Source organism: Gordonia sp. Z-3 (genome assembly GCF_036233855.1).
GTDB classification, from domain to species: Bacteria; Actinomycetota; Actinomycetes; order Mycobacteriales; family Mycobacteriaceae; genus Gordonia; species Gordonia tangerina.
Map to the genome: position 1 here is coordinate 33,475 of NZ_JAZARS010000020.1, position 17,427 is coordinate 50,901.

Consider the following 17,427-nt stretch of genomic DNA (forward strand, 5'->3'; position numbering starts at 1 on the left):
CTGCTTCCGAATGGAAGTAACGGTGATGAGTGTAGTGATCGAGGGCGCGGATGGCAGGCCAACGGCTCACCCGACTCGTCGTCGCGTACTACGGTGGCCGTTATGCCGACCTATGTGTACCGGTGTGGTGTGGGGTGCCCGGACTTCGTCGAACGTCATCCGATGGCATCGATTCCGGACAGGCGGGTGTGCCCGGAGTGCGGCGACGATGCGCGTCGGGTGATCGGTGCGCCGTCATTGGGGGTCGGCGGTTCGGCGGAGATGCGGTTGCAGGATGCGACCCGGGCCAGCGCGGAGACGCCGGCGGTGGTCTCGGGTGTCCCGCGCAGCGGACGCCGCGCAACCCCGATCTCCCGCAACCCCCTCCACCGCAAACTGCCCCGCCCGTGACCGATTTCGTAGTACGAACCGACCGCTTTCCGACGGTTTGTACTACGGATCCGGGGGTTATGGGCTCGGGAGGGCTCGGCGCGGGCGCAGGTGGGTGAGCAGCCAGGCGTAGATGTCGTCGTTGTTCAGCAACGTGAAATGGTGTGCGCCGCCGAGTTCGAAGCCGTCGGAGAACCGCAGCCCGAGGCGGCTGCGGCTGGGTGCGCCACGCCCGCTCGGCGCCAGCACCAGTCCGTCGCCGACTAGGCGGCCGAACGGGTGATGCGGATCGCGCGTGATGGTGGCGGTGACGAACAGGTGTCGCGCGGTGGGCAGCAGCGGAACGTCGGCGCCCGGTGGGTGTTGCCAGGAGTCGCGCTCCTGGTGGGCCCAGTCCGCTGTGGTGAGGTTGCCGTGGAACAGGTCTCGCACACCGGCGCTGCGTCGGCGCAGCAGGTTGCTGATCGGCCGCGTGGCGGTCAGTGAGTGCAGCGCCGACGACATCACATGGACGCCACGTTCGAGCGGGGCGCCCAGGTGGGGCGTGCCGAGGTAGACGGTGTCGGTCACCAGTTGCGGCCACCACTCGCCGCGTTCGGTGGCCTGGTGGCATGCGCTGCGAATCACCAGACCGCCCATGGAATGACCGATCAGGGTGAGTCGGGTGACGGGGACCGGCCAGAGCAAAACCAGCTCGGTCAGCAGACGTGCGAGGTCATGGCCGTTCTCGCTGATGTGGCGGCCGGTGTTGTATCTGATCTGTAGCGTGCTGGCCGAGATGTCCGTGGAGAGGCGGTGACCGTAGCTCGGGCGATCCCCGATGGTCCACGCCTGTTCGGACTCCATCAGACCGTGCAGGAAGACGACGACGTGGCCGCGTGCGTCGGGGAACTCGGCGGCGAGGGGGCCGGGGCGAGCCGGGACAGGCCGGCCCGCGGACCGAATCGACATATGCGCCGCCAGCGGTGAGCGGGTGGCGTCGAGCTCGTCGCCGATGAGACCGTTCAGGACACCGAGCGCGACCGCACCCCGCGGCGTCTGTGACACGGCGAACTCCGACGACGGCATCGCGTCCGCGGCCGACGACGCGGCGTCGAGTAGCGCACCGAGCGAATGATAGGTGCCCTCACTGACCGAGTCGTGGACCATGCGTGACGTGTCGATGGTCGAGCCGAACACGGGTCGGAGTGCGCCGAAGACCGATCCGGCGACGGCGCGGTGCATGGCACCGACCCCGGCCACCGCGGATCGCAACTCTGCGACACCCAGCTGCGCCAGGGCGCCGAGCTCGTCGGCGCGGGTCGTGGCGGTTCCGCTCATGCCCTTCAGTGTACGCGCGTGCACTCAACTCCGGTGGTCGATCGTCAGGTCGACCCGCAACTGGCCGAAGCGCAGTAGTCCCCGATCGCCCACCGCCGCCTCGTAGCGGGCGACGACGTCGGTGGCGAACGGCCGGATGTGCTCGTCGGGTAACCGGCTGGTCCAGGCGGTGGCGCCGACCGCGAACCAGTCAATGAACTCGCCCGTGGTGGCGAACTGCCATTGCAGTTCCTCGACGCGAACATCGTTGACCGTGAAGCCGGCGGCGCGCGCGCTGCGGGTGAGCGCCGCGGGGGTGGGGTGGCAGTAGGGGGCGCTGACATCGCCGAACCACGGACGCCAGTGAGAACCCGTCGCCACCTCCATCGCGACGTCCTCGATGCTGACCCGGTCGGTGGCGCCAACGATCTGGATCACCGCCCTGCCGGCGTCAACGAGGCTACGTCCGATCTCGTGAAGTGCCGCCGTCTGATCCAGCACCCAGTGCAGCGCATTGAACGACACCGCGATGTCGAAATCGCGGTCGAACGGCAAGGCCAGGACGTCGTCGACATGGAACTGCACCCGCAGCAGATCGGGTGGTACCCGGGTCAGGGCCTGAGCGATCATCCGGCGCGACGCGTCGATGCCGACGACGCTGCCGCGCGGCACGCGTTCGGCCAGCAGCATGGTGATGTAGCCGTCGCCACAGCCGACGTCGAGCAGTCGTTCGTCGCCGCGCAGCGTGATGTCGCGGACCGCCCGCTCGGCGACCATGCGCTGCAGGGCGCTGACGTCGGCGTAGCGCGCACCGTCCCAGTCGACCATCGCGGACCTCCGTACGGCGGGTGACGGTGTCCAGCATCCTCCGCCACCGCCGGACTGTGGTCCGAACGGAGAACCGGCCGGCCGGCGCGACGCACTGAGCGCACCGTTTTGTTCCCGGTGTCGATCGACGGTGCCCACTCGGGTCGTTCAGGGGAAGGACATGTGGCACTGGATATTCCGATCCGATGACGAGCCTGTCTACGTTCGGCTCGCTCCATCCACCACACAGAACGGGTCGAGATACATGCGAGTACACACCGGAAAAGTCCCATTGGTCCGCGCATGCCTCATCGTTGTGGCGCTGTTCCTGATCGTCATCCTGCCCTTGGCGCACGCAGAAGCGGCGTCGACCAAGGGGATGGGTGGCGGCCAGACATCGTCGCAATCCGGAGACGGCAAGAGCGGCAGGAACAAGACGTCTCCCTCCGGCGGGAGCGGGATCAACAAGATGACGCCTCGTTCCCAGCCGGGGCCATCGAGTAGCGGCAACACCGGCAACAGCCGGCAGGGGGCCGCACCTCCGGCGGCCAAGCGACCGGATCGGCCCCGCACGAGAACTCCGAAGCCTGATCGGGGTCCGAACAAGTTCTCCCCCAGAACCACAGCGCCACAGACTCAGACCAAGAACTCGTCGGAACGGAACCGTTCATCGCGGAAGAAGCGAGAACGACGCGAAGAGCAGCAGAGGCGGAACGCTCCCGCCGCATACGGTGCCGCACCGAGATATGAGCCGTCGTCGCCGAGACGTGACGACGACGAGGCACCCACGCGACCGCTGAACGGGCCCGGCGCCCATGGCATCGACGGCGAGGACGATGATCACGACGGCATCGTCGACAACGAGCGGTGCGATGTCGTGTGTCCGTTGTCGCCGGTGCCGCCGTTGATTGGCGGAGGCTTTCCAGGTATTCGGCCTCCTGCTGCGCCGCCCAGGCAGGCGCCGACACCCCCGAAGTCGCCGACACCCAGAACAACCCGGCCGACGTCACCTCGGGAGCAACCGAACTCCGACGAATACCGCGACCGCGGTGACGGCCGTGATCCACAAGGCCGCTACTCGAGAGGGAACGACGGTCGCAGCGGCAAGGATGCGGAGAAGCGGGAGTTGGACAAGCTCGAAGACGAGTTCGGCACACCCATCATTCGCGACCAACGCCGAGCTTCTGTCGAGGGTCGGAAGCAGAGCCGCTACTACGACGGGTTGATCCCGAACGGGGATGGCACCTATTCGGGTATCGAGATCAAGAGCGGTGGCGCGGGTAAGACGCCACAGCAGAAGCAGTTCGATGCGCGTGTCAGTCCGGAGACCCCGGCAACGGTGACGCTGCCCGACGGAACCACGGTTAAGATCACCAACGTGATCGACCGTCCATGACCGCAGAGGATGAATTGCGATGAAGCCAACGCACATCTACGAGTTCTCCGACGGCACCACGGTGTCAATGGGTCCAGGGACGCCGCCCCGATTCGTCACCCATCCGCTCACCCGATTGGACGGCGGGACGAACAATCACATCATTCTGTCCCGCCTCACTCGGGAGGAGTGGGTCGACGACCTGAGTGAACAGGAGCGCGATGAATCGCTGTCGTCGTTCCTGCAGGCCGGCGGCAGTGCCGAGGCGATGATGCTGGAACTGCGGCGAAGGGAAGCCGACGGGTCGTATCGCCAGTACGTCCTGGGGAGTGGAGAGACCAAGGTTTCGACCGACCCAGACGTGAACATCAGGGTTGGTGAGCACACCTATCTCGTTGCGCCGAACGAGGTCTTCACTGCCGAAGCGGCCGGCGAAGTGTTCGTGCACTACTTCCATCACGACGAGGCGCCGCGGGGTTTGTCTCTGAGAGAGCTGGTTCGGTGAGGTAGTCGTTCGGAGCGGCCGACAATGAGGAGCGTATCGAGGCCTCGGGGGTCTCGATACGCTCCTCACTTCGTTCGTCGCTACTCGACCAGCGGGTGGAGTGGCGCTGTTGCTACTCGACCAGCGGGTGGAGTGGCGTTGTCGCTACTCGTCCGGCGGGTGGAGTGGCGTTGTTGCTACTCGCCCGGCGGGTGGAGTGGCGTTGTTGCTACTCGTCCGGCGGGTGGAGTGGCGTTGTTGCTACTCGACCATCTGGTGGAGTAGTTGGATCACTCTGCCGGCGGCGTGAGGACCGTGTCGATCAGGTAGACGGTGGCGTTGGCGGTCTGGACCCCACCGCACACGACGCCCGCGTCATTGACCATCCAGTCCTCGCCTTCACCGGTCACCTCGACGGACTGACCCTCCAGGGTCACGTGCTCACCGGCGATCGCATCGGGACCGGCCTGTCCCTCGACCACGTGATAGGTGAGGATGTCGGTCAGCATCGTGGAGTCGGTCTGCAGGGCCTCGATGGTTTCCGGAGGCAGCTTCGCGAACGCATCATCGGTCGGCGCGAAGACGGTGTACTCGCCGTTGTTGAGCGTATCCACAAGATTCACTTCGGGATTGAGCTCTCCGGACACCGCCTGGGTCAAGGTGGTGAGCATCGGATTGTTGGATGCGGCGGTCGCCACCGGTTCGGCTGCCATGCCGTCGACCGATGCCGGACCCGTCGGATTCGCCTCGGCGTATGCCGCGCAGCCGGGTCCGACGAGGCCGGACGCGGCAGTGGCCGAATCACTTTCGGATGCCATGCTGGTCATGGGGGCGCTGGTCGCGGCGGTCGTCTCCGAGGACGAGTCATCGTCGGACGAGCAGCCGGCAACGAGCCCGACGGCGAGCGTCACACCTGCCGCAGCCGTCAGAACACGATGAGTTCGCTTGAGAGCCATGATCGATCCAATCTGTGGTTGACACCCCGCCGCGTGGCGGGTTGTAGGTGATTCGGCGCACGTGTGCCGCCGGATGGGTCGGATTTGCGAGATTCCGGATTCGGGTTGATCGCAGCAGGTCATCGCGGTTCACCAATCCGGTGAACGCTCTCGGACGAATGGCTGCCGAGACGAGAAGTCGCGGTGAGGAGGGCTCATGCGGGTCGAGACATATGTGCGTGGCGCGGTGGCCGGTGTCTGCTCGGTGGCAGCGGGGGTGGCGACCGGCGAACTGGTGGCCGCGTTGGTGTCACCGTACGCATCGCCGTATCAGGCGGTGGCCGCGTTCCTGGTGGATCAAGCGCCGGCCTTCGCGCGTGAGTGGGCGATCGACACCTTCGGGACCGCGGACAAACCAGCGCTGATGGTGGGCGTGGGCGTCGCACTACTCCTGCTGGCCGTCGTCGCCGGTGTCATCCAGGTGCGACGGCCGCCGTGGGGTGTCGTGGTGGTCGGGTTGTTCGCCGGGTTCGGGATCGTGGCGGCACTGACGCGACCGACGTCCGAGCCGTCGTTCCTGCTGCCCCCGCTGGCCGCCGGCATCGTCGCCGCACTCGTGCTGGTGGTGTTGTGTGCCGGGTCGCGGTCACCGGCATCCAACGGTGGGTGGAACCGCCGGCAGTTCCTGACCGCGGCTGCACTGCTCGGCGCAGCATCAGCCGGGTCGGCGCTGCTCGCACGACAACTGTCCCGTGCCGGCGATGTGCTCGCCGAACGCAGACGATTGGTGTTGCCGGCGCCCGCCTCGGCCGCCGAGCCGATCCCCGCGGGCGCGAACCTGCAGATCGAGGGCGCCACCGCGTTCGTCACCGACAACGCCGACTTCTACCGCATCGACACCGCTCTACAGGTCCCGCAGCTCAGCCCCCGGGACTGGCGGCTGCGGGTGCACGGCATGGTCGACGACGAGCTCACCCTCGACTGGGACGACCTGCTCGCGATGACCTTGACCGAACGAGTCATCACGCTGACCTGTGTGTCCAACGAGGTCGGTGGTGATCTGGCCGGCAACGCCCGCTGGCTCGGCGTGCCGATGCGCGACATCCTGGACCGCGTCGGCGTCGCCGATGACGCCGACATGCTCTTGTCGACGAGTGTGGACGGATGGACCTCGGGCACCCCACTCGACGCCGTTACCGACGGGCGTGATGCGCTGCTCGTCATCGGGATGAACGGGGAGCCACTCCCGCTGGAACACGGCTACCCGGTGCGGCAGGTGATTCCCGGTCTGTACGGCTACGTCTCGGCCTGCAAGTGGGTCACGGACTGGGAGATCACCCGCTTCGACCGCGCGCAGGCCTACTGGACCGAACGCGGTTGGGGGGTACGCGCACCGATCAAGACCGCCTCACGCATCGACCGGCCCGCGCCGTTGTCGACGCAGCCGGCCGGCCCTGTCACGGTGGCCGGTACCGCGTGGGCGCAGCACCGCGGGGTCAGCGCCGTCGAGGTCCGCGTCGACGACGGTCCGTGGCAGCCGGCGCAACTCGCACCGCAGTACTCCATCGACACCTGGCGGCAATGGACTTTCGGCTGGGACGCCACTCCCGGTCAGCACACCCTGTACTGCCGGGCCACCGACGGTGCCGGCCGAGTACAGCCCGAACAGCGCGTCGCCCCGATCCCCGACGGCGCGACCGGTTGGCACAGCCGAGTCATCCGCGTCGCGGACGCCAGGTCAGGCTGATGGGGCAGCGGCCGGTGCCCGGCCGAACACCATCGACTTCTCGATGTCGTCGGTGTGGTGGTCGATGGCGTCGCGGTAGTAGTTGTGGCGCACCTTCCAGTAGCCGTGGGTGCCCGACTTCGGCAACGCCTCGGGCGCGCGAAGTACATAGCCGGCCTTGAGATCCCAGAGCGGCTGAGCCGGCATGGACACCTCACCGAGGTGTGGATAGGCGTGGGTGTATCCGTGCGTACGCATGTAGCGCAACAACTTTGCGACCGCACGGGCGGTCATGTCGGCCCGCAACGTCCAGGATGCGTTGGTGTACCCGACCGACCACGCCAGGTTCGGGACGTCCTCGAGCAGATGCGACTTGAAGACGAATCGGTCGTGTGGCTTGATCTCGGCGCCATCCACCCGGATGCGAACACCGCCGAAGGCCTGCAGATTGAGTCCGGTGGCGGTGACGATGACGTCGGCGTCGAGATGGCGCCCGGACTTCAGCGAGACGCCGGTGGCATCGATCCGGTCGATGTGATCGGTCACCATCTCGACCGAACCCGCCGAGATCTGCTCGAACAGATCGGCGTCGGGCACCATGCACATGCGTTGGTCCCACGGGTCATAGGTCGGATTGAAGTGCACATCCACCGGGTAACCGTCCGGAAGTTCCTTGCGTACACCACTGGTCAGGAGTTTGCGGCCTACCTTGGGGAACCGGTGCAGGCCGTGCACCATCAGCGCGGTCTGCGCGGCGTACCGCGTCCGGATGACTTGATGCGCAGCCTTGGCGGGCAACACCTTTCGGATCATCGGATTGAGCCGCTGAGTCTGTGACATGGACACGATGTAGGACGGGGATCGCTGCAACATCGTCACATGGGCGGCGTCCTCGGCCAGCGACGGGATCAGGCTGACCGCGGTGGCGCCGCTGCCGATCACGACGATGCGTTTGCCGGCGTGGTCGAGATCGGTCGGCCAGTGCTGCGGGTGCACCACGGTGCCGGTGAAGTCGTCGAGGCCGGCGAACGGGGGTGTGTAGGGCTCGTCGTAGTTGTAGTAGCCGGTGGCGAAGTAGATGAAACGGGTGCGATGGTTGCGGACCGCGTCGCCCTCGGTGGCCGAGATCGTCCAGGTGTCGCTACCGGAGTCCCAATCGGCGGTGGTGACCTGCTGGCCGAAGCGGATGTGGCGGGCGATGCCGTACTTCTCGGCGGTCTCGGCGACGTAGTTGCGGATGTCGGCGCCCTGCGCCAGCGCCTCGGGCCGATGCCACGGCTCGAACGGGAAGCTGAGGGTGTAGATGTCGCTGTCGGAGCGGATGCCGGGGTAGCGGAAGAGGTCCCAGGTGCCGCCCACGCGCTCGCGGCGCTCCAGGATGAGATAGCGCAGGCCCGGGTTCTCCTGCGTGAGGCGGTAGGCGGCGTCGATGCCGGACAGGCCTGCACCGAGGATGATCACGTCGTACAGCTCGTCTGGGTCGCCGGGCGCCGGCCAACCTCCGGTGTCGATCTCGGTCATCGCAACCTCCTCCTCGAGAGATGCCGGCTCGCGGTGGAACGAGGACGTACGTACGCCCGGCCACCACACCGATGAGGGTCACGGTAGTTCGTCGGCCCGACCAATGTCGCGGATTCGACAAGTGTCCAGACGTGAATCGTGCACTGCTGCAACGAAGACCCGATGGTGCGCCGTGCTGCCTGGCGTGCGGCCCCGACCGCTGCACGCCAGCGCACCGGCGGTCACCGGCGTCGTCGAAATGCGACACCGATGTTGCATGTACGCTATTCCGGCGACGCACGCCACGCAAGTCCGCGCCGACGTCGAACGCAACCGCGCAGCCATCATCGCGGGTGCGATCGGGCTGCTCGGCGCCGCGCCGAATGCGTCGATGCAACAGATCGCCGAGGCCGCAGGCGTCAATCGGGCGACCCTTTACCGGCACTTCACCAATCGGGACCAGCTGCTGGGCGCACTACATGCCAAGGCTCTCGACGACTCGGCTGCAATCGCGCGACGTTTGCCGACCGACGGACCGGTGCTGCCGGCGCTACGGACATTCCTCGACGACGCGATCACCATCGGTGAGCGATACCGCTTCATCCTGATGTATCACCGCACCGATCCCGCCCTCTTCGATGTGGAGGCGCGCGCCACCGCACCGGTCATCAAAGCGATCCGGCGTGGTCAGAGCGGCGGCGAGATCGACCGTCGACTCGATCCGGTGTTCGCGGCCGGCCAGGTCACGATGCTGGTGATCGGAGTGATCGGTCTGGTGGAACGTGGCGCGATGACCCTCGACCACGCCCGTCGGCAGGCGCAGCTCAGCTTCGCCAACACGATAGCCGGTTCGGTCGAGATGGAACCGTTCGACGCCATCCGGCCCTGAGGGCATCGACATCGTGCAACACTTGTTGTCAGATCGGAACGCCATCAGCCCAGGGGAGTCCCCATGCGTGAGGAAAAGGTCACCTACTGCCGGATCTGCGAGCCGCTCTGCGGGATGATCGCGACCGTCGACAACGACGAACTCATCGCGCTGCGGCCGGACAAGCAGCATCCACTGTCGAAAGGCTTCGCCTGCCCGAAGGGCATCGCCTTCACCGAGATCGTCAACGACCCCGATCGGGTGTTGCATCCGCTGCGCCGTACCGCCGACGGAGAGTTCGAACAGGTCTCCTGGGACACTGCGCTCGCCGACATCGGCGAACGGCTGCAACAGGTACATCGGCGCCACGGGAGTTCGGGGATCGGGTGGTACTTCGGCAACCCGGCGACCTTCTCCACCGGGCACACCCTGTGGACCGCGACATTCACCAATCTGCTGGGGACGCCCCACGTCTATTCGGCGGGTTCGCAGGACGTCAACAACCGATTCGTGGCCAGCCACTTTCTCTACGGCAACCCGGTGGCGGCGCCCATCCCGGACATTAATCGGGTGGACCTGCTCGTCATCATGGGAGCCAACCCGGTGGTCTCGCACGGCAGCGTGATGAGTTCACCGCGCATCCGGGAGGGACTCAACGCGATCACCGCGCGCGGTGGCCGGGTGCTGGTGATCGATCCGCGACACACCGAGACCGCCCGTGAACACGAGTGGCTACCCATCGTGCCGGACACCGATGCGCTGCTGCTCTTGTCGCTGCTGCATGTGATGTTCGACGAGGAGCTCGCCGACGAGTCACGACTGCGGCAACAAGTCACAGGACTTGACACGCTCAAGGGCATCGTCGCCGGGTATCCGCCCGAGACGACGGCGACGCGCACCGACATCGACGCCGGCACCGTCCGGGCTCTCGCGCGCTCCCTGGTCAGCACCGAACGTGCCGCTGTGTACGGGCGCATCGGTACCTCATTGGGCCGTGCCGGCACCCTGACCACCGCGCTGCTGGACATGGTGAACTTGGTCGCCGGCAATCTCGACGTCGTCGGCGGCGCCATGTTCGGCGATCTGGGTATACCCGGCCAACGAGCCGGAGTCACGGCGCTGCAGCACTTCTCACGTTTCGCATGGGCTGGTCGGCGTAGCCGTGTCGGCAATCTGCCGCAGGTGCTGGGGACCGCACCGGCATCGGTGATGGCCAAGGAGATCACCACACCCGGGCGAGGGCGACTACGGGCCTTGTTCGTCAGCGCGGGCAATCCGGTGCTGTCGGTGCCCAATGGAGCCGAGTTGAGCAGTGCACTCGACGATCTCGAGTTGATGGTGTCGTTGGACATCTACCGCAACGAGACCAATGCGCACGCCGACTACATCCTGCCCGCCACCACCATGTACGAGCGTGGCGATTTCCTGTTGCCGTTTCAGGCGTTGTTCACCACCCCGTTCAAGCAGGCCACCGACCCGGTGATCTCTCCGCGCGGCGAGGCGCGTGAGGAGTGGACGGTCATCAACGAACTGGTGGCCGCCCTGTCCCACCGGGTGCCGGCGCTGGGGGCGTTGCATGCCATGATCACGGTGTCGGCGCTCGTCGGTCGGATGTGGAATCCGGAGAGGTTGTCCGATGTGGTGGTGCGGATGGGATTGGGTGGCAACCGTTTCGGTCTGCGCCGTGGCGGTTTGACCTATCGCAGGCTGGTTCGTGACGAGCCGCACGGCGTCGTCGTCGCCGACGGTCTGACACCCGGACGTCTGCCGGACACCATCATCCACCGCGACCACAAGATTCACTTCGACGCCCCCGAGCTGCTGGCCGAGTTCGACCGACTCGCCGACGCCGCCGACCCGCGACTTCCGCTGCGCCTCATCGGTATGCGTGAGATCCGGTCGGAGAACAGCTGGCAGCACAACGCCCCGATGCTGCTGCGGGGTGGTCGGGAGCAGGCGGCGCGGATGCATCCCGACGACGCGGAGCATCGCGGGATCGCCGAGGGCGACCTCGTGGCCGTGCGGTCGGCACACGGGCAGGTGGAGCTGCCGGCGACGATCACCGACGACATCAAACCGGGTGTGGTCGCGATCCCGCACGGCTGGGGCCACAACGGTTCCGGTGGGTGGACTCGTGCCAACAGTGCCGCCACCAACGACCTCGGCAGCGGCGGGGTCAACGTGAATGCGCTGATCTCGTCGGCTCCGGACGACCTCGAACGGCTCGCCGGGATGGCCAACATGACCGGGGTGCCGATCGAGGTGTCACTTCTCGACACCGCAGCCCGTGGGGCCGAGGCGTCCGCGACACTCGGCGCGCAGACGTAGCGGGAATCGCCGCCCGGCGACGGTTCCCGCCACGTCTGATCAACTGATCTCAGGTCCGTCGTAGAGTGCGGCCATCGTGCTCTGACCGTCGAGGGCCTCGCGGATGATGTCGGCGTGCCCGGCGTGGTGGGCCGTCTCGCGGAGCTTGTGCAGCATCATCTTGCGAATCGTCCACCACTCCCGTTCCGGCTGCCACGGGGCGGTCATCTGTGGGATGAGTTCATCGAGACTGTCGACGCCGGCCACATGGGCGTCGAGCGCCGCGGACGCCCGGTCGTACTCCTCGACCCACCCGGCGAATGTCTCGTCGTCGGTCAGCTCGTATGCGTGCGCGGCTTTCGCCATGTCGAACTCGGCGGTGTCGTCGCGCTCGACGAGCTCCTCCAGGGTGCCCTGCTCGCCCGTGGCGAGGTGCTTGACGAGCCCGCCGAGGGTCAACGTGCTGACCGTGGTGCGCTGTCGGGCCTGCGCTTCGGTGATGCCGCGCAGCGTCACCTTGAACAGTTCACGCTGATCGGCGAGCAGGGTGAGCAGGTCCGCCTTTTCACCGCTGACGGTGAACGGAAGTGTGACGGGGGTATAGGTGCCGGCCATGATCATCCTCTCGTTGTCCTTGCTCGTGAGGGCAACGCTAGGGGCCATTGCGGACACATTCGGTCCTCGTTTCCGCGGCCCGTCGTTGAGAAGCGCCCGGTCGACGTTGAGAAGCGCCCGGTCGACGTTGAGGGGCGCCCGGTCGACGGGGGGTCAGTCTTGTTTGCGCAGGATGAACCGCTGGATCTTTCCGCTCGGGGTCTTGGGCAGCGCATCGACGAAGTGGACCGTGCGCGGGTAGGCGTGCGCAGCGAAACCGGTCTTGACCAGTTGCTGCAACTCGGTCTCCAGCGCGTCGGTGCCGTCGACTCCCTCGGCGAGCACCACGAACGCTTCGAGCACCTCACCGCGAAGGTCGTCGGGGCGGCCGACCACCGCGACGTCGACCACCGACGGGTGGGTGATCAGGACGCTCTCCACGTCGAACGGTCCGATGCGGTATCCGGCCATGATGATCACGTCGTCGTCGCGGGCGGTGAAGTAGTAGCGCCCGTCGTCGTCCTTGCGGCCGGTGTCCCCGGTCAGATACCACGCGCCGTCGGGGGTGAAGCGCGCCGCGGTCTTGTCCGGGGCGTCGAGATAACCGGTGAAGAACAACAGTGGGCTCTGCGCGACCTCGATGGCGATCTGCCCGTCGACGATGCCGGTGGCGAAACCGGGCATGGGGCTACCCATCGACCCGGGCACGAGCGGCCGTGCGACGTCGGGATGCCAATGATTGTTGATGAACATGCCGTGCTCGGTCTGCCCGTAGTGGTCGCGCACCTCGGTCTGCAGCGCCTCGCGAGCCCAGTCGATCACATCCGGGGTCAGCGGTTCGCCCGCCGACGACGCACGACGCAGCGTGAAACCGGTGAACGACGGGTCTTTCGACAGCGAGCGATACACGGTCGGAGCTGCAGCGAAGTTCGTGACACTCAGCTCCCGCAGGACCTGCGCGGTGACCGCCGGCGAGAAGCCGGCGTGCAGCAACAGGTTGCGCCGGCCGACCGCCATCGGTCCGAGAATCCCGTAGTACAGGCCATACGCCCAGCCCGGGTCGGCCGCGTTCCAGAACACATCGTCGGCGGCCACGTCGAGGCCGTAGTGCATGTAGCAGCTGAACGCCGCCAGCGCTCGTACCGGCACCGGCACGCCCTTGGGAGCGCCGGTGGTGCCGCTGGTGAACAGCAGGATCAGCATGCCGTCACCGCCCACCGCGACGGACTCGGTGACCGGATCATGTGCGGCGACCAGCCCGTCGAACTCGTCGCCGGCCACGATCGTCGTGATGCCGTCGATCCCGTCGAGTTTGTCGGCCTGACCGGGTTCGGTGATCACCACCCGCGCATCTCCGGCAGTCAGCCGCATCTCGATGGCTGGTGCTGCGAATGCGGTGAACAGCGGGACATAGACGGCGCCGAGCCGGGCGATCGCCAGCAGCGACACCACCAGTTCGGCACGTTTGCCCATCAGCACACCGACCCGGTCGCCACGGCCGACCCCCAAGTCGGCCAGGGCCGCGGCAAACCGCTTGGACGCGTCGGCCAGTTCGCCGTAGGTGAGATCGACGGTCACGAGTTCGTCGCCGTCGACGTCGATGGTGGTGAACGCGACCGCGGTTGGATCATGCCGGTCGGCCAGCAGATATGCCGCGTCAGCGGAGTCGGCGCCGAACGTGGTGATCCACGTGTAGAGCATCTCGTCGACGGAGGGATCATGGGAGGGATCATGGGTGGGTGCGGTCTGGGTCATCGTCGAACCTCACGTTGCAGCGGTGGTGATGGCCGCGGTACCTCGGGGAATCCGCGGGTAATGTGGGTCACATTCTGCGCGTCCTGCGGCGCCCGAACCACCCCCCGAAGAGGGGGAGAGCACGCGAGAGCGAGGTGACATGAGCGAGACCGCGTGGGTTGTCGATGCCCTGCGCCGTATCCGCCGCTCCAGCGGTGTCCCGCTCGCGTTCGCCGGCATGGTTTCCGCACCGAGTGCCCGACAGCGGCAAGTGGTGCGGCTCGAGCACTTCGTGGGCACCACTCGCGGTGCGCTCAACGGGGTCGCCGTGGACATCGGCCACGGACTCGGCGGGAAGGTCATCTCGGTGCGTCGGCCCGTGGCGGTCGACGATTATCTGCGCACTCCCCACATCACCCACCGGTACAACCCGATCATCGCCACCGAAGGGCTCGGCGCGATGGCGGCCGTGCCGGTCATCGTGGACCGCAGCCCGATCGCGGTGCTCTACGGGGCTGTGCACACCGACAACCCGCTCGCCGGGCGTGCCTTCGACATCCTGGCCGACGAAGCCCGGGCGCTCGAACAGCGCATCGTCGTCGAGCGGGTCACACCGACGACCTCCATGGCGTCGCCCGAGCTGCGCGACCGGGTGACCGACGCCTGCAGCCGTCTTCGACGGTTGCAGAGGACCGTCGACGATGACGAACTGGCCGCGGAGATCGGACGGATCGGTGACGGCCTGCTCGACGACGTGCCCGGCGTGAACCCCGCGGTCCGGCTCACCCAACGTGAACAGGACGTGGTGGCGCTGGCCGCACTCGGCCACGGCAACGCCCGGATCGCCGAGGAACTCGCCATCGGCGTGCAGACGGCCAAGGGCTACATGAAGGATGCGATGGCGAAACTCGGTGCGACAAACCGCCTGGAAGCGGTCGTCCTCGCCCGGCGGTCAGGCGTGCTGCCGCGGTAACGCGATCGGCGCCGTCGGCGACGCCCGACCGCGCAGGGTCACACGCGCCGGCCTAATGGTTGCGCAGCTTCTCGATCAACTCGTCCTTCCTCATATCCGAGTAACCGGTGATGTCGAGTTCCTTTGCCCGGTCCTGTAACTCGTCAACCGTCCAGTCCTCGTACGCCGGCGAACTGCCGCCCTTCTCGCCGACCGACGAACGGGATTCGTTGGCGGCGGCGTTGGCGATACGCGCCGACTTCTCCTTCGAATTGCCTTCGTCACGCAGCTTTTCGTACAGCTCGTCGTCCTTGACCGAAGGCCCTGGGTCGCGTTCTGGCATTCGACACCTCCTGGGTGAGTGGATCTGACGGTCCGTGGGTACCCACTCTGATCCGACGTTATGCCGACCCGTGACCGAAGACGGGCGCTCGTGCTCGATCCGCCGGTTAGGGTTTGGTGACAGTTGGCAAACGACGCAACGGCAACATCCCGACGGGAACCACGTAGAGGAGACCTCCATGGGAAAGAAGAAGAAGCTCATCAGCCGCCTCGAAAAGGAGGTCGGCCGGTTGCAGAGTGAACTCGAACGCGCCGAGAAGGATGCGAAGAAGCGACTCCGGAAGGTGGAGAAGGACGCCGCCGCGCTCCAGGACAAGGTGTTGGCCCTGGTTGGACAGAAGAGCTCGAAGGAGGCTCCCCAGGAATCCGACGAGCAGAAGCCCGCCGAAAAGAAGCCCGTCGCAAAGAAGCCCGGCCAGAAACTGGCGGGGTCGTCGGAGGGCGCCGAGACCTCCACGACGTCCGAATCATCCTCGGGGACAACGGCCAAGGTTCCTACGTCGCCGCAATCGGCCCCGCGCAAACGAGCGCCGGCACAGAAGGCTTCGGCGCGATCGACAACCTCCGGGCAGCCCACCGTCGCCCAGTTGCGGTCCGAGGCCAAGACCAAGGGCATCAAGGGCTACTCGACGATGACCAAGGCGCAGCTGCTCGACGCACTCGGCTGACCCCGCGCCGTCGGTTCGGACGGGGTGCGGGCCTCGTTAGGCTTGATCTGTGAGTATGCGCGAAACGGTGGATGTCGCCTGTTCCGGGGACGCCGCGGACGCGGGCGCCGCCGGCAGGCTCGCAGAGTTGCGTGCGGTGATCGACGGTCCGCTGCCACAGATCGCTGCACGATTCTCTCGCTTCCTGAGTGCCGGCTGGCCGCACCATGCGCTGATCATCTTCACCCGGGAGTGCACCGGTCGGCCGCGAAAGGTTGCCGGGGACCGGGAGATCGTCGACCGTGTCACCATCGACGAACTCGATGCGCTGAAGGACGCGACCGGTTCCGGGACCGTGTCGGTCAGCACGGCGATCGTCGGCGGAGTCACCAGGACCGTACGCACCGTGCTCGACGACACCGACACCCTGCTCGTGATGATCCCGAGGTCCGCGCAGGCCCCCACCGCGGCATCCTGCGATCAGCTGCGGGGTTGGTTCGCGATCGTGGCGACGTCGATCAGGCAACAGGTCGCGCAGGCCAGCCCCGACTATCTCGCGGAGTCTCGGGCGGCGTCGAGTGAACGCGCACGGACGATCGCCCAACTGACCCAGGCACATGAGGAGGCCCTGGTATCGGTACTGGGTACGCTGCGCTCACGTGACCTCGACGATCGGACAGCACGCTCGGCGGCGGCGGAGACGGCGTCGGCAGCGCTGATCGCGCTGCGGGCGGTGAGCGACTCCGACCGCAAGCTGGCCACCGAGGACCTCGAGGCCGCGTTCGGACGCCTTCGGGTCGAATTCGGACCCGTGGTCGAGCAGCTGCACGTCGACGTGGAGTACGTGGGCCCGACCGTGCGAGGACGTACCCTGCCGGGCGAGATCGCGCACGCCGCCCGCGCCATCGTGCGGGTGGTGGCAGTGGCCTTCGGGACGCAGCGAGACGTGCCCCGCCTACGGATCGCGTGGGATTGTGCCGGCGACGAGCTCGTCGTCGACGTTCGCGACCAGGGTGCGGGTGACCTCGACGCCGACGCGCTGACCAGGCAGTTGACCGGTAGGTTGCAGACCCTCGGCGGGGTGCTCGAGGTGGAGACGCTGCCCGGGTGGGGTAGTCGGGTGTCGGCGCGGATACCCCTGGATACCGCGACGGAACGTCCCGACCAGAATGTGTTGTCGACGCTGAACCCACGCGAACTCGAGGTTCTCGGGCACCTCGCGCTGGGACGTCGGAACAAGACGATCGCCGCCGAACTGGGTGTCAGCGAGAGCACGGTCAAGTTCCACGTGACGGCGATCCTGCAGAAACTGCAGGTGTCCAACCGGGGCGAGGCCGGCCTATTGGCGGCCCGCGCGGGGATCAGCGCGGAGTGAGCCCGGCCAGGGTCGCTGTACTTTCGTCTAGGTAGAACCATCCATTCGGATGGATGCATGTATCCGGCGCGGACACGAGACTGGGACGAGTAGCGGACCGTCCGGTGGCAGTC

General features: G+C 66.8%; 16 protein-coding genes. 9 read left to right on the plus strand and 7 right to left on the minus strand.

Annotated features, from left to right (window positions below):
• The first annotated feature begins 102 nt into the window (after window positions 1-102).
• Entirely contained in the window at window positions 103-390 is a 288-nt protein-coding gene (locus VX037_RS20380) for an FmdB family zinc ribbon protein (protein WP_328715643.1), read from the plus strand.
• 57 nt (window positions 391-447) lie between these two features.
• Here VX037_RS20380 and VX037_RS20385 read toward each other — a convergent pair whose 3' ends face one another.
• On the minus strand, window positions 448-1,689 hold the full coding sequence (locus tag VX037_RS20385) for an esterase/lipase family protein (protein ID WP_328715644.1): 1,242 nt from the start codon (window positions 1,687-1,689) through the stop codon (window positions 448-450).
• A 24-nt stretch (window positions 1,690-1,713) separates the two neighbouring features.
• Window positions 1,714-2,496, minus strand: coding sequence for a class I SAM-dependent methyltransferase (locus VX037_RS20390; protein ID WP_328715645.1), 783 nt, complete (start codon window positions 2,494-2,496; stop codon window positions 1,714-1,716).
• A 1,105-nt stretch (window positions 2,497-3,601) separates the two neighbouring features.
• On the opposite strand from VX037_RS20390, the gene VX037_RS20395 reads away from it, so the two are divergent.
• Complete coding sequence (locus VX037_RS20395) at window positions 3,602-3,871, plus strand: hypothetical protein (RefSeq protein ID WP_328715646.1); 270 nt, start codon at window positions 3,602-3,604, stop codon at window positions 3,869-3,871.
• A gap of 19 nt (window positions 3,872-3,890) precedes the next feature.
• Window positions 3,891-4,355, plus strand: a complete 465-nt coding sequence (locus VX037_RS20400; protein ID WP_328715647.1) for a hypothetical protein — start codon at window positions 3,891-3,893, stop codon at window positions 4,353-4,355.
• A gap of 269 nt (window positions 4,356-4,624) precedes the next feature.
• Here VX037_RS20400 and VX037_RS20405 read toward each other — a convergent pair whose 3' ends face one another.
• Window positions 4,625-5,290 carry a fasciclin domain-containing protein gene (locus VX037_RS20405; RefSeq protein WP_328715649.1) on the minus strand — a complete coding sequence of 222 codons (666 nt, stop codon included), beginning with the start codon at window positions 5,288-5,290 and terminating at the stop codon, window positions 4,625-4,627.
• A 196-nt stretch (window positions 5,291-5,486) separates the two neighbouring features.
• Between VX037_RS20405 and VX037_RS20410 the strand changes: the two genes are divergently transcribed.
• Entirely contained in the window at window positions 5,487-7,016 is a 1,530-nt protein-coding gene (locus tag VX037_RS20410) for a molybdopterin-dependent oxidoreductase (protein ID WP_328715650.1), read from the plus strand.
• Here VX037_RS20410 and VX037_RS20415 read toward each other — a convergent pair.
• Window positions 7,008-8,516, minus strand: a complete 1,509-nt coding sequence (locus tag VX037_RS20415; protein ID WP_328715651.1) for a flavin-containing monooxygenase — start codon at window positions 8,514-8,516, stop codon at window positions 7,008-7,010. The two genes, VX037_RS20410 and VX037_RS20415, sit on opposite strands and share 9 nt — an antisense overlap.
• Before the next feature lie 256 nt (window positions 8,517-8,772).
• Here VX037_RS20415 and VX037_RS20420 point away from each other — a divergent pair, with 256 nt between their 5' ends.
• Together VX037_RS20420 and VX037_RS20425 are read left to right on the plus strand one after the other, a co-directional pair.
• Window positions 8,773-9,384, plus strand: coding sequence for a TetR/AcrR family transcriptional regulator (locus VX037_RS20420; protein WP_328715653.1), 612 nt, complete (start codon window positions 8,773-8,775; stop codon window positions 9,382-9,384).
• A gap of 63 nt (window positions 9,385-9,447) precedes the next feature.
• Entirely contained in the window at window positions 9,448-11,691 is a 2,244-nt protein-coding gene (locus VX037_RS20425) for a molybdopterin-containing oxidoreductase family protein (protein ID WP_328715655.1), read from the plus strand.
• 39 nt (window positions 11,692-11,730) lie between these two features.
• On the opposite strand, the gene VX037_RS20430 is transcribed toward VX037_RS20425, so the two are convergent.
• A complete protein-coding gene (locus VX037_RS20430; RefSeq protein WP_328715750.1) occupies window positions 11,731-12,285 on the minus strand; it encodes a DinB family protein in 555 nt (184 codons plus the stop codon).
• A 153-nt stretch (window positions 12,286-12,438) separates the two neighbouring features.
• Window positions 12,439-14,019 carry an AMP-binding protein gene (locus VX037_RS20435; RefSeq protein ID WP_328715657.1) on the minus strand — a complete coding sequence of 527 codons (1,581 nt, stop codon included), beginning with the start codon at window positions 14,017-14,019 and terminating at the stop codon, window positions 12,439-12,441.
• Between the two features lie 139 nt (window positions 14,020-14,158).
• Between VX037_RS20435 and VX037_RS20440 the strand changes: the two genes are divergently transcribed.
• Window positions 14,159-14,971 (plus strand): helix-turn-helix transcriptional regulator, encoded by an 813-nt coding sequence (locus tag VX037_RS20440; RefSeq protein WP_328715659.1) that lies wholly within the window; start codon window positions 14,159-14,161, stop codon window positions 14,969-14,971.
• A 52-nt stretch (window positions 14,972-15,023) separates the two neighbouring features.
• Here VX037_RS20440 and VX037_RS20445 read toward each other — a convergent pair whose 3' ends face one another.
• A complete protein-coding gene (locus VX037_RS20445) occupies window positions 15,024-15,293 on the minus strand; it encodes a DUF7218 family protein (protein WP_328715660.1) in 270 nt (89 codons plus the stop codon).
• A 178-nt stretch (window positions 15,294-15,471) separates the two neighbouring features.
• Between VX037_RS20445 and VX037_RS20450 the strand changes: the two genes are divergently transcribed.
• Both VX037_RS20450 and VX037_RS20455 read left to right on the plus strand, forming a co-directional pair.
• A complete protein-coding gene (locus VX037_RS20450; RefSeq protein ID WP_328715661.1) occupies window positions 15,472-15,960 on the plus strand; it encodes a hypothetical protein in 489 nt (162 codons plus the stop codon).
• 55 nt (window positions 15,961-16,015) lie between these two features.
• Window positions 16,016-17,314 carry a LuxR C-terminal-related transcriptional regulator gene (locus tag VX037_RS20455; protein WP_442903723.1) on the plus strand — a complete coding sequence of 433 codons (1,299 nt, stop codon included), beginning with the start codon at window positions 16,016-16,018 and terminating at the stop codon, window positions 17,312-17,314.
• Window positions 17,315-17,427: the final 113 nt, after the last annotated feature.

What these genes read in the sequence shown, in the direction of transcription:
- VX037_RS20435 (WP_328715657.1), bottom strand. Translation starts at nt 14,019, where the DNA reads ATGACCCAGACCGCACCCACCCATGATCCCTCCCATGATCCCTCCGTC.
- VX037_RS20415 (WP_328715651.1), bottom strand. Translation starts at nt 8,516, where the DNA reads ATGACCGAGATCGACACCGGAGGTTGGCCGGCGCCCGGCGACCCAGAC.
- VX037_RS20405 (WP_328715649.1), bottom strand. Translation starts at nt 5,290, where the DNA reads ATGGCTCTCAAGCGAACTCATCGTGTTCTGACGGCTGCGGCAGGTGTG.
- VX037_RS20380 (WP_328715643.1), top strand. Translation starts at nt 103, where the DNA reads ATGCCGACCTATGTGTACCGGTGTGGTGTGGGGTGCCCGGACTTCGTC.
- VX037_RS20455 (WP_442903723.1), top strand. Translation starts at nt 16,016, where the DNA reads ATGCGCGAAACGGTGGATGTCGCCTGTTCCGGGGACGCCGCGGACGCG.
- VX037_RS20450 (WP_328715661.1), top strand. Translation starts at nt 15,472, where the DNA reads ATGGGAAAGAAGAAGAAGCTCATCAGCCGCCTCGAAAAGGAGGTCGGC.
- VX037_RS20445 (WP_328715660.1), bottom strand. Translation starts at nt 15,293, where the DNA reads ATGCCAGAACGCGACCCAGGGCCTTCGGTCAAGGACGACGAGCTGTAC.
- VX037_RS20400 (WP_328715647.1), top strand. Translation starts at nt 3,891, where the DNA reads ATGAAGCCAACGCACATCTACGAGTTCTCCGACGGCACCACGGTGTCA.
- VX037_RS20430 (WP_328715750.1), bottom strand. Translation starts at nt 12,285, where the DNA reads ATGGCCGGCACCTATACCCCCGTCACACTTCCGTTCACCGTCAGCGGT.
- VX037_RS20425 (WP_328715655.1), top strand. Translation starts at nt 9,448, where the DNA reads ATGCGTGAGGAAAAGGTCACCTACTGCCGGATCTGCGAGCCGCTCTGC.
- VX037_RS20440 (WP_328715659.1), top strand. Translation starts at nt 14,159, where the DNA reads ATGAGCGAGACCGCGTGGGTTGTCGATGCCCTGCGCCGTATCCGCCGC.
- VX037_RS20420 (WP_328715653.1), top strand. Translation starts at nt 8,773, where the DNA reads ATGTACGCTATTCCGGCGACGCACGCCACGCAAGTCCGCGCCGACGTC.
- VX037_RS20385 (WP_328715644.1), bottom strand. Translation starts at nt 1,689, where the DNA reads ATGAGCGGAACCGCCACGACCCGCGCCGACGAGCTCGGCGCCCTGGCG.
- VX037_RS20410 (WP_328715650.1), top strand. Translation starts at nt 5,487, where the DNA reads ATGCGGGTCGAGACATATGTGCGTGGCGCGGTGGCCGGTGTCTGCTCG.
- VX037_RS20390 (WP_328715645.1), bottom strand. Translation starts at nt 2,496, where the DNA reads ATGGTCGACTGGGACGGTGCGCGCTACGCCGACGTCAGCGCCCTGCAG.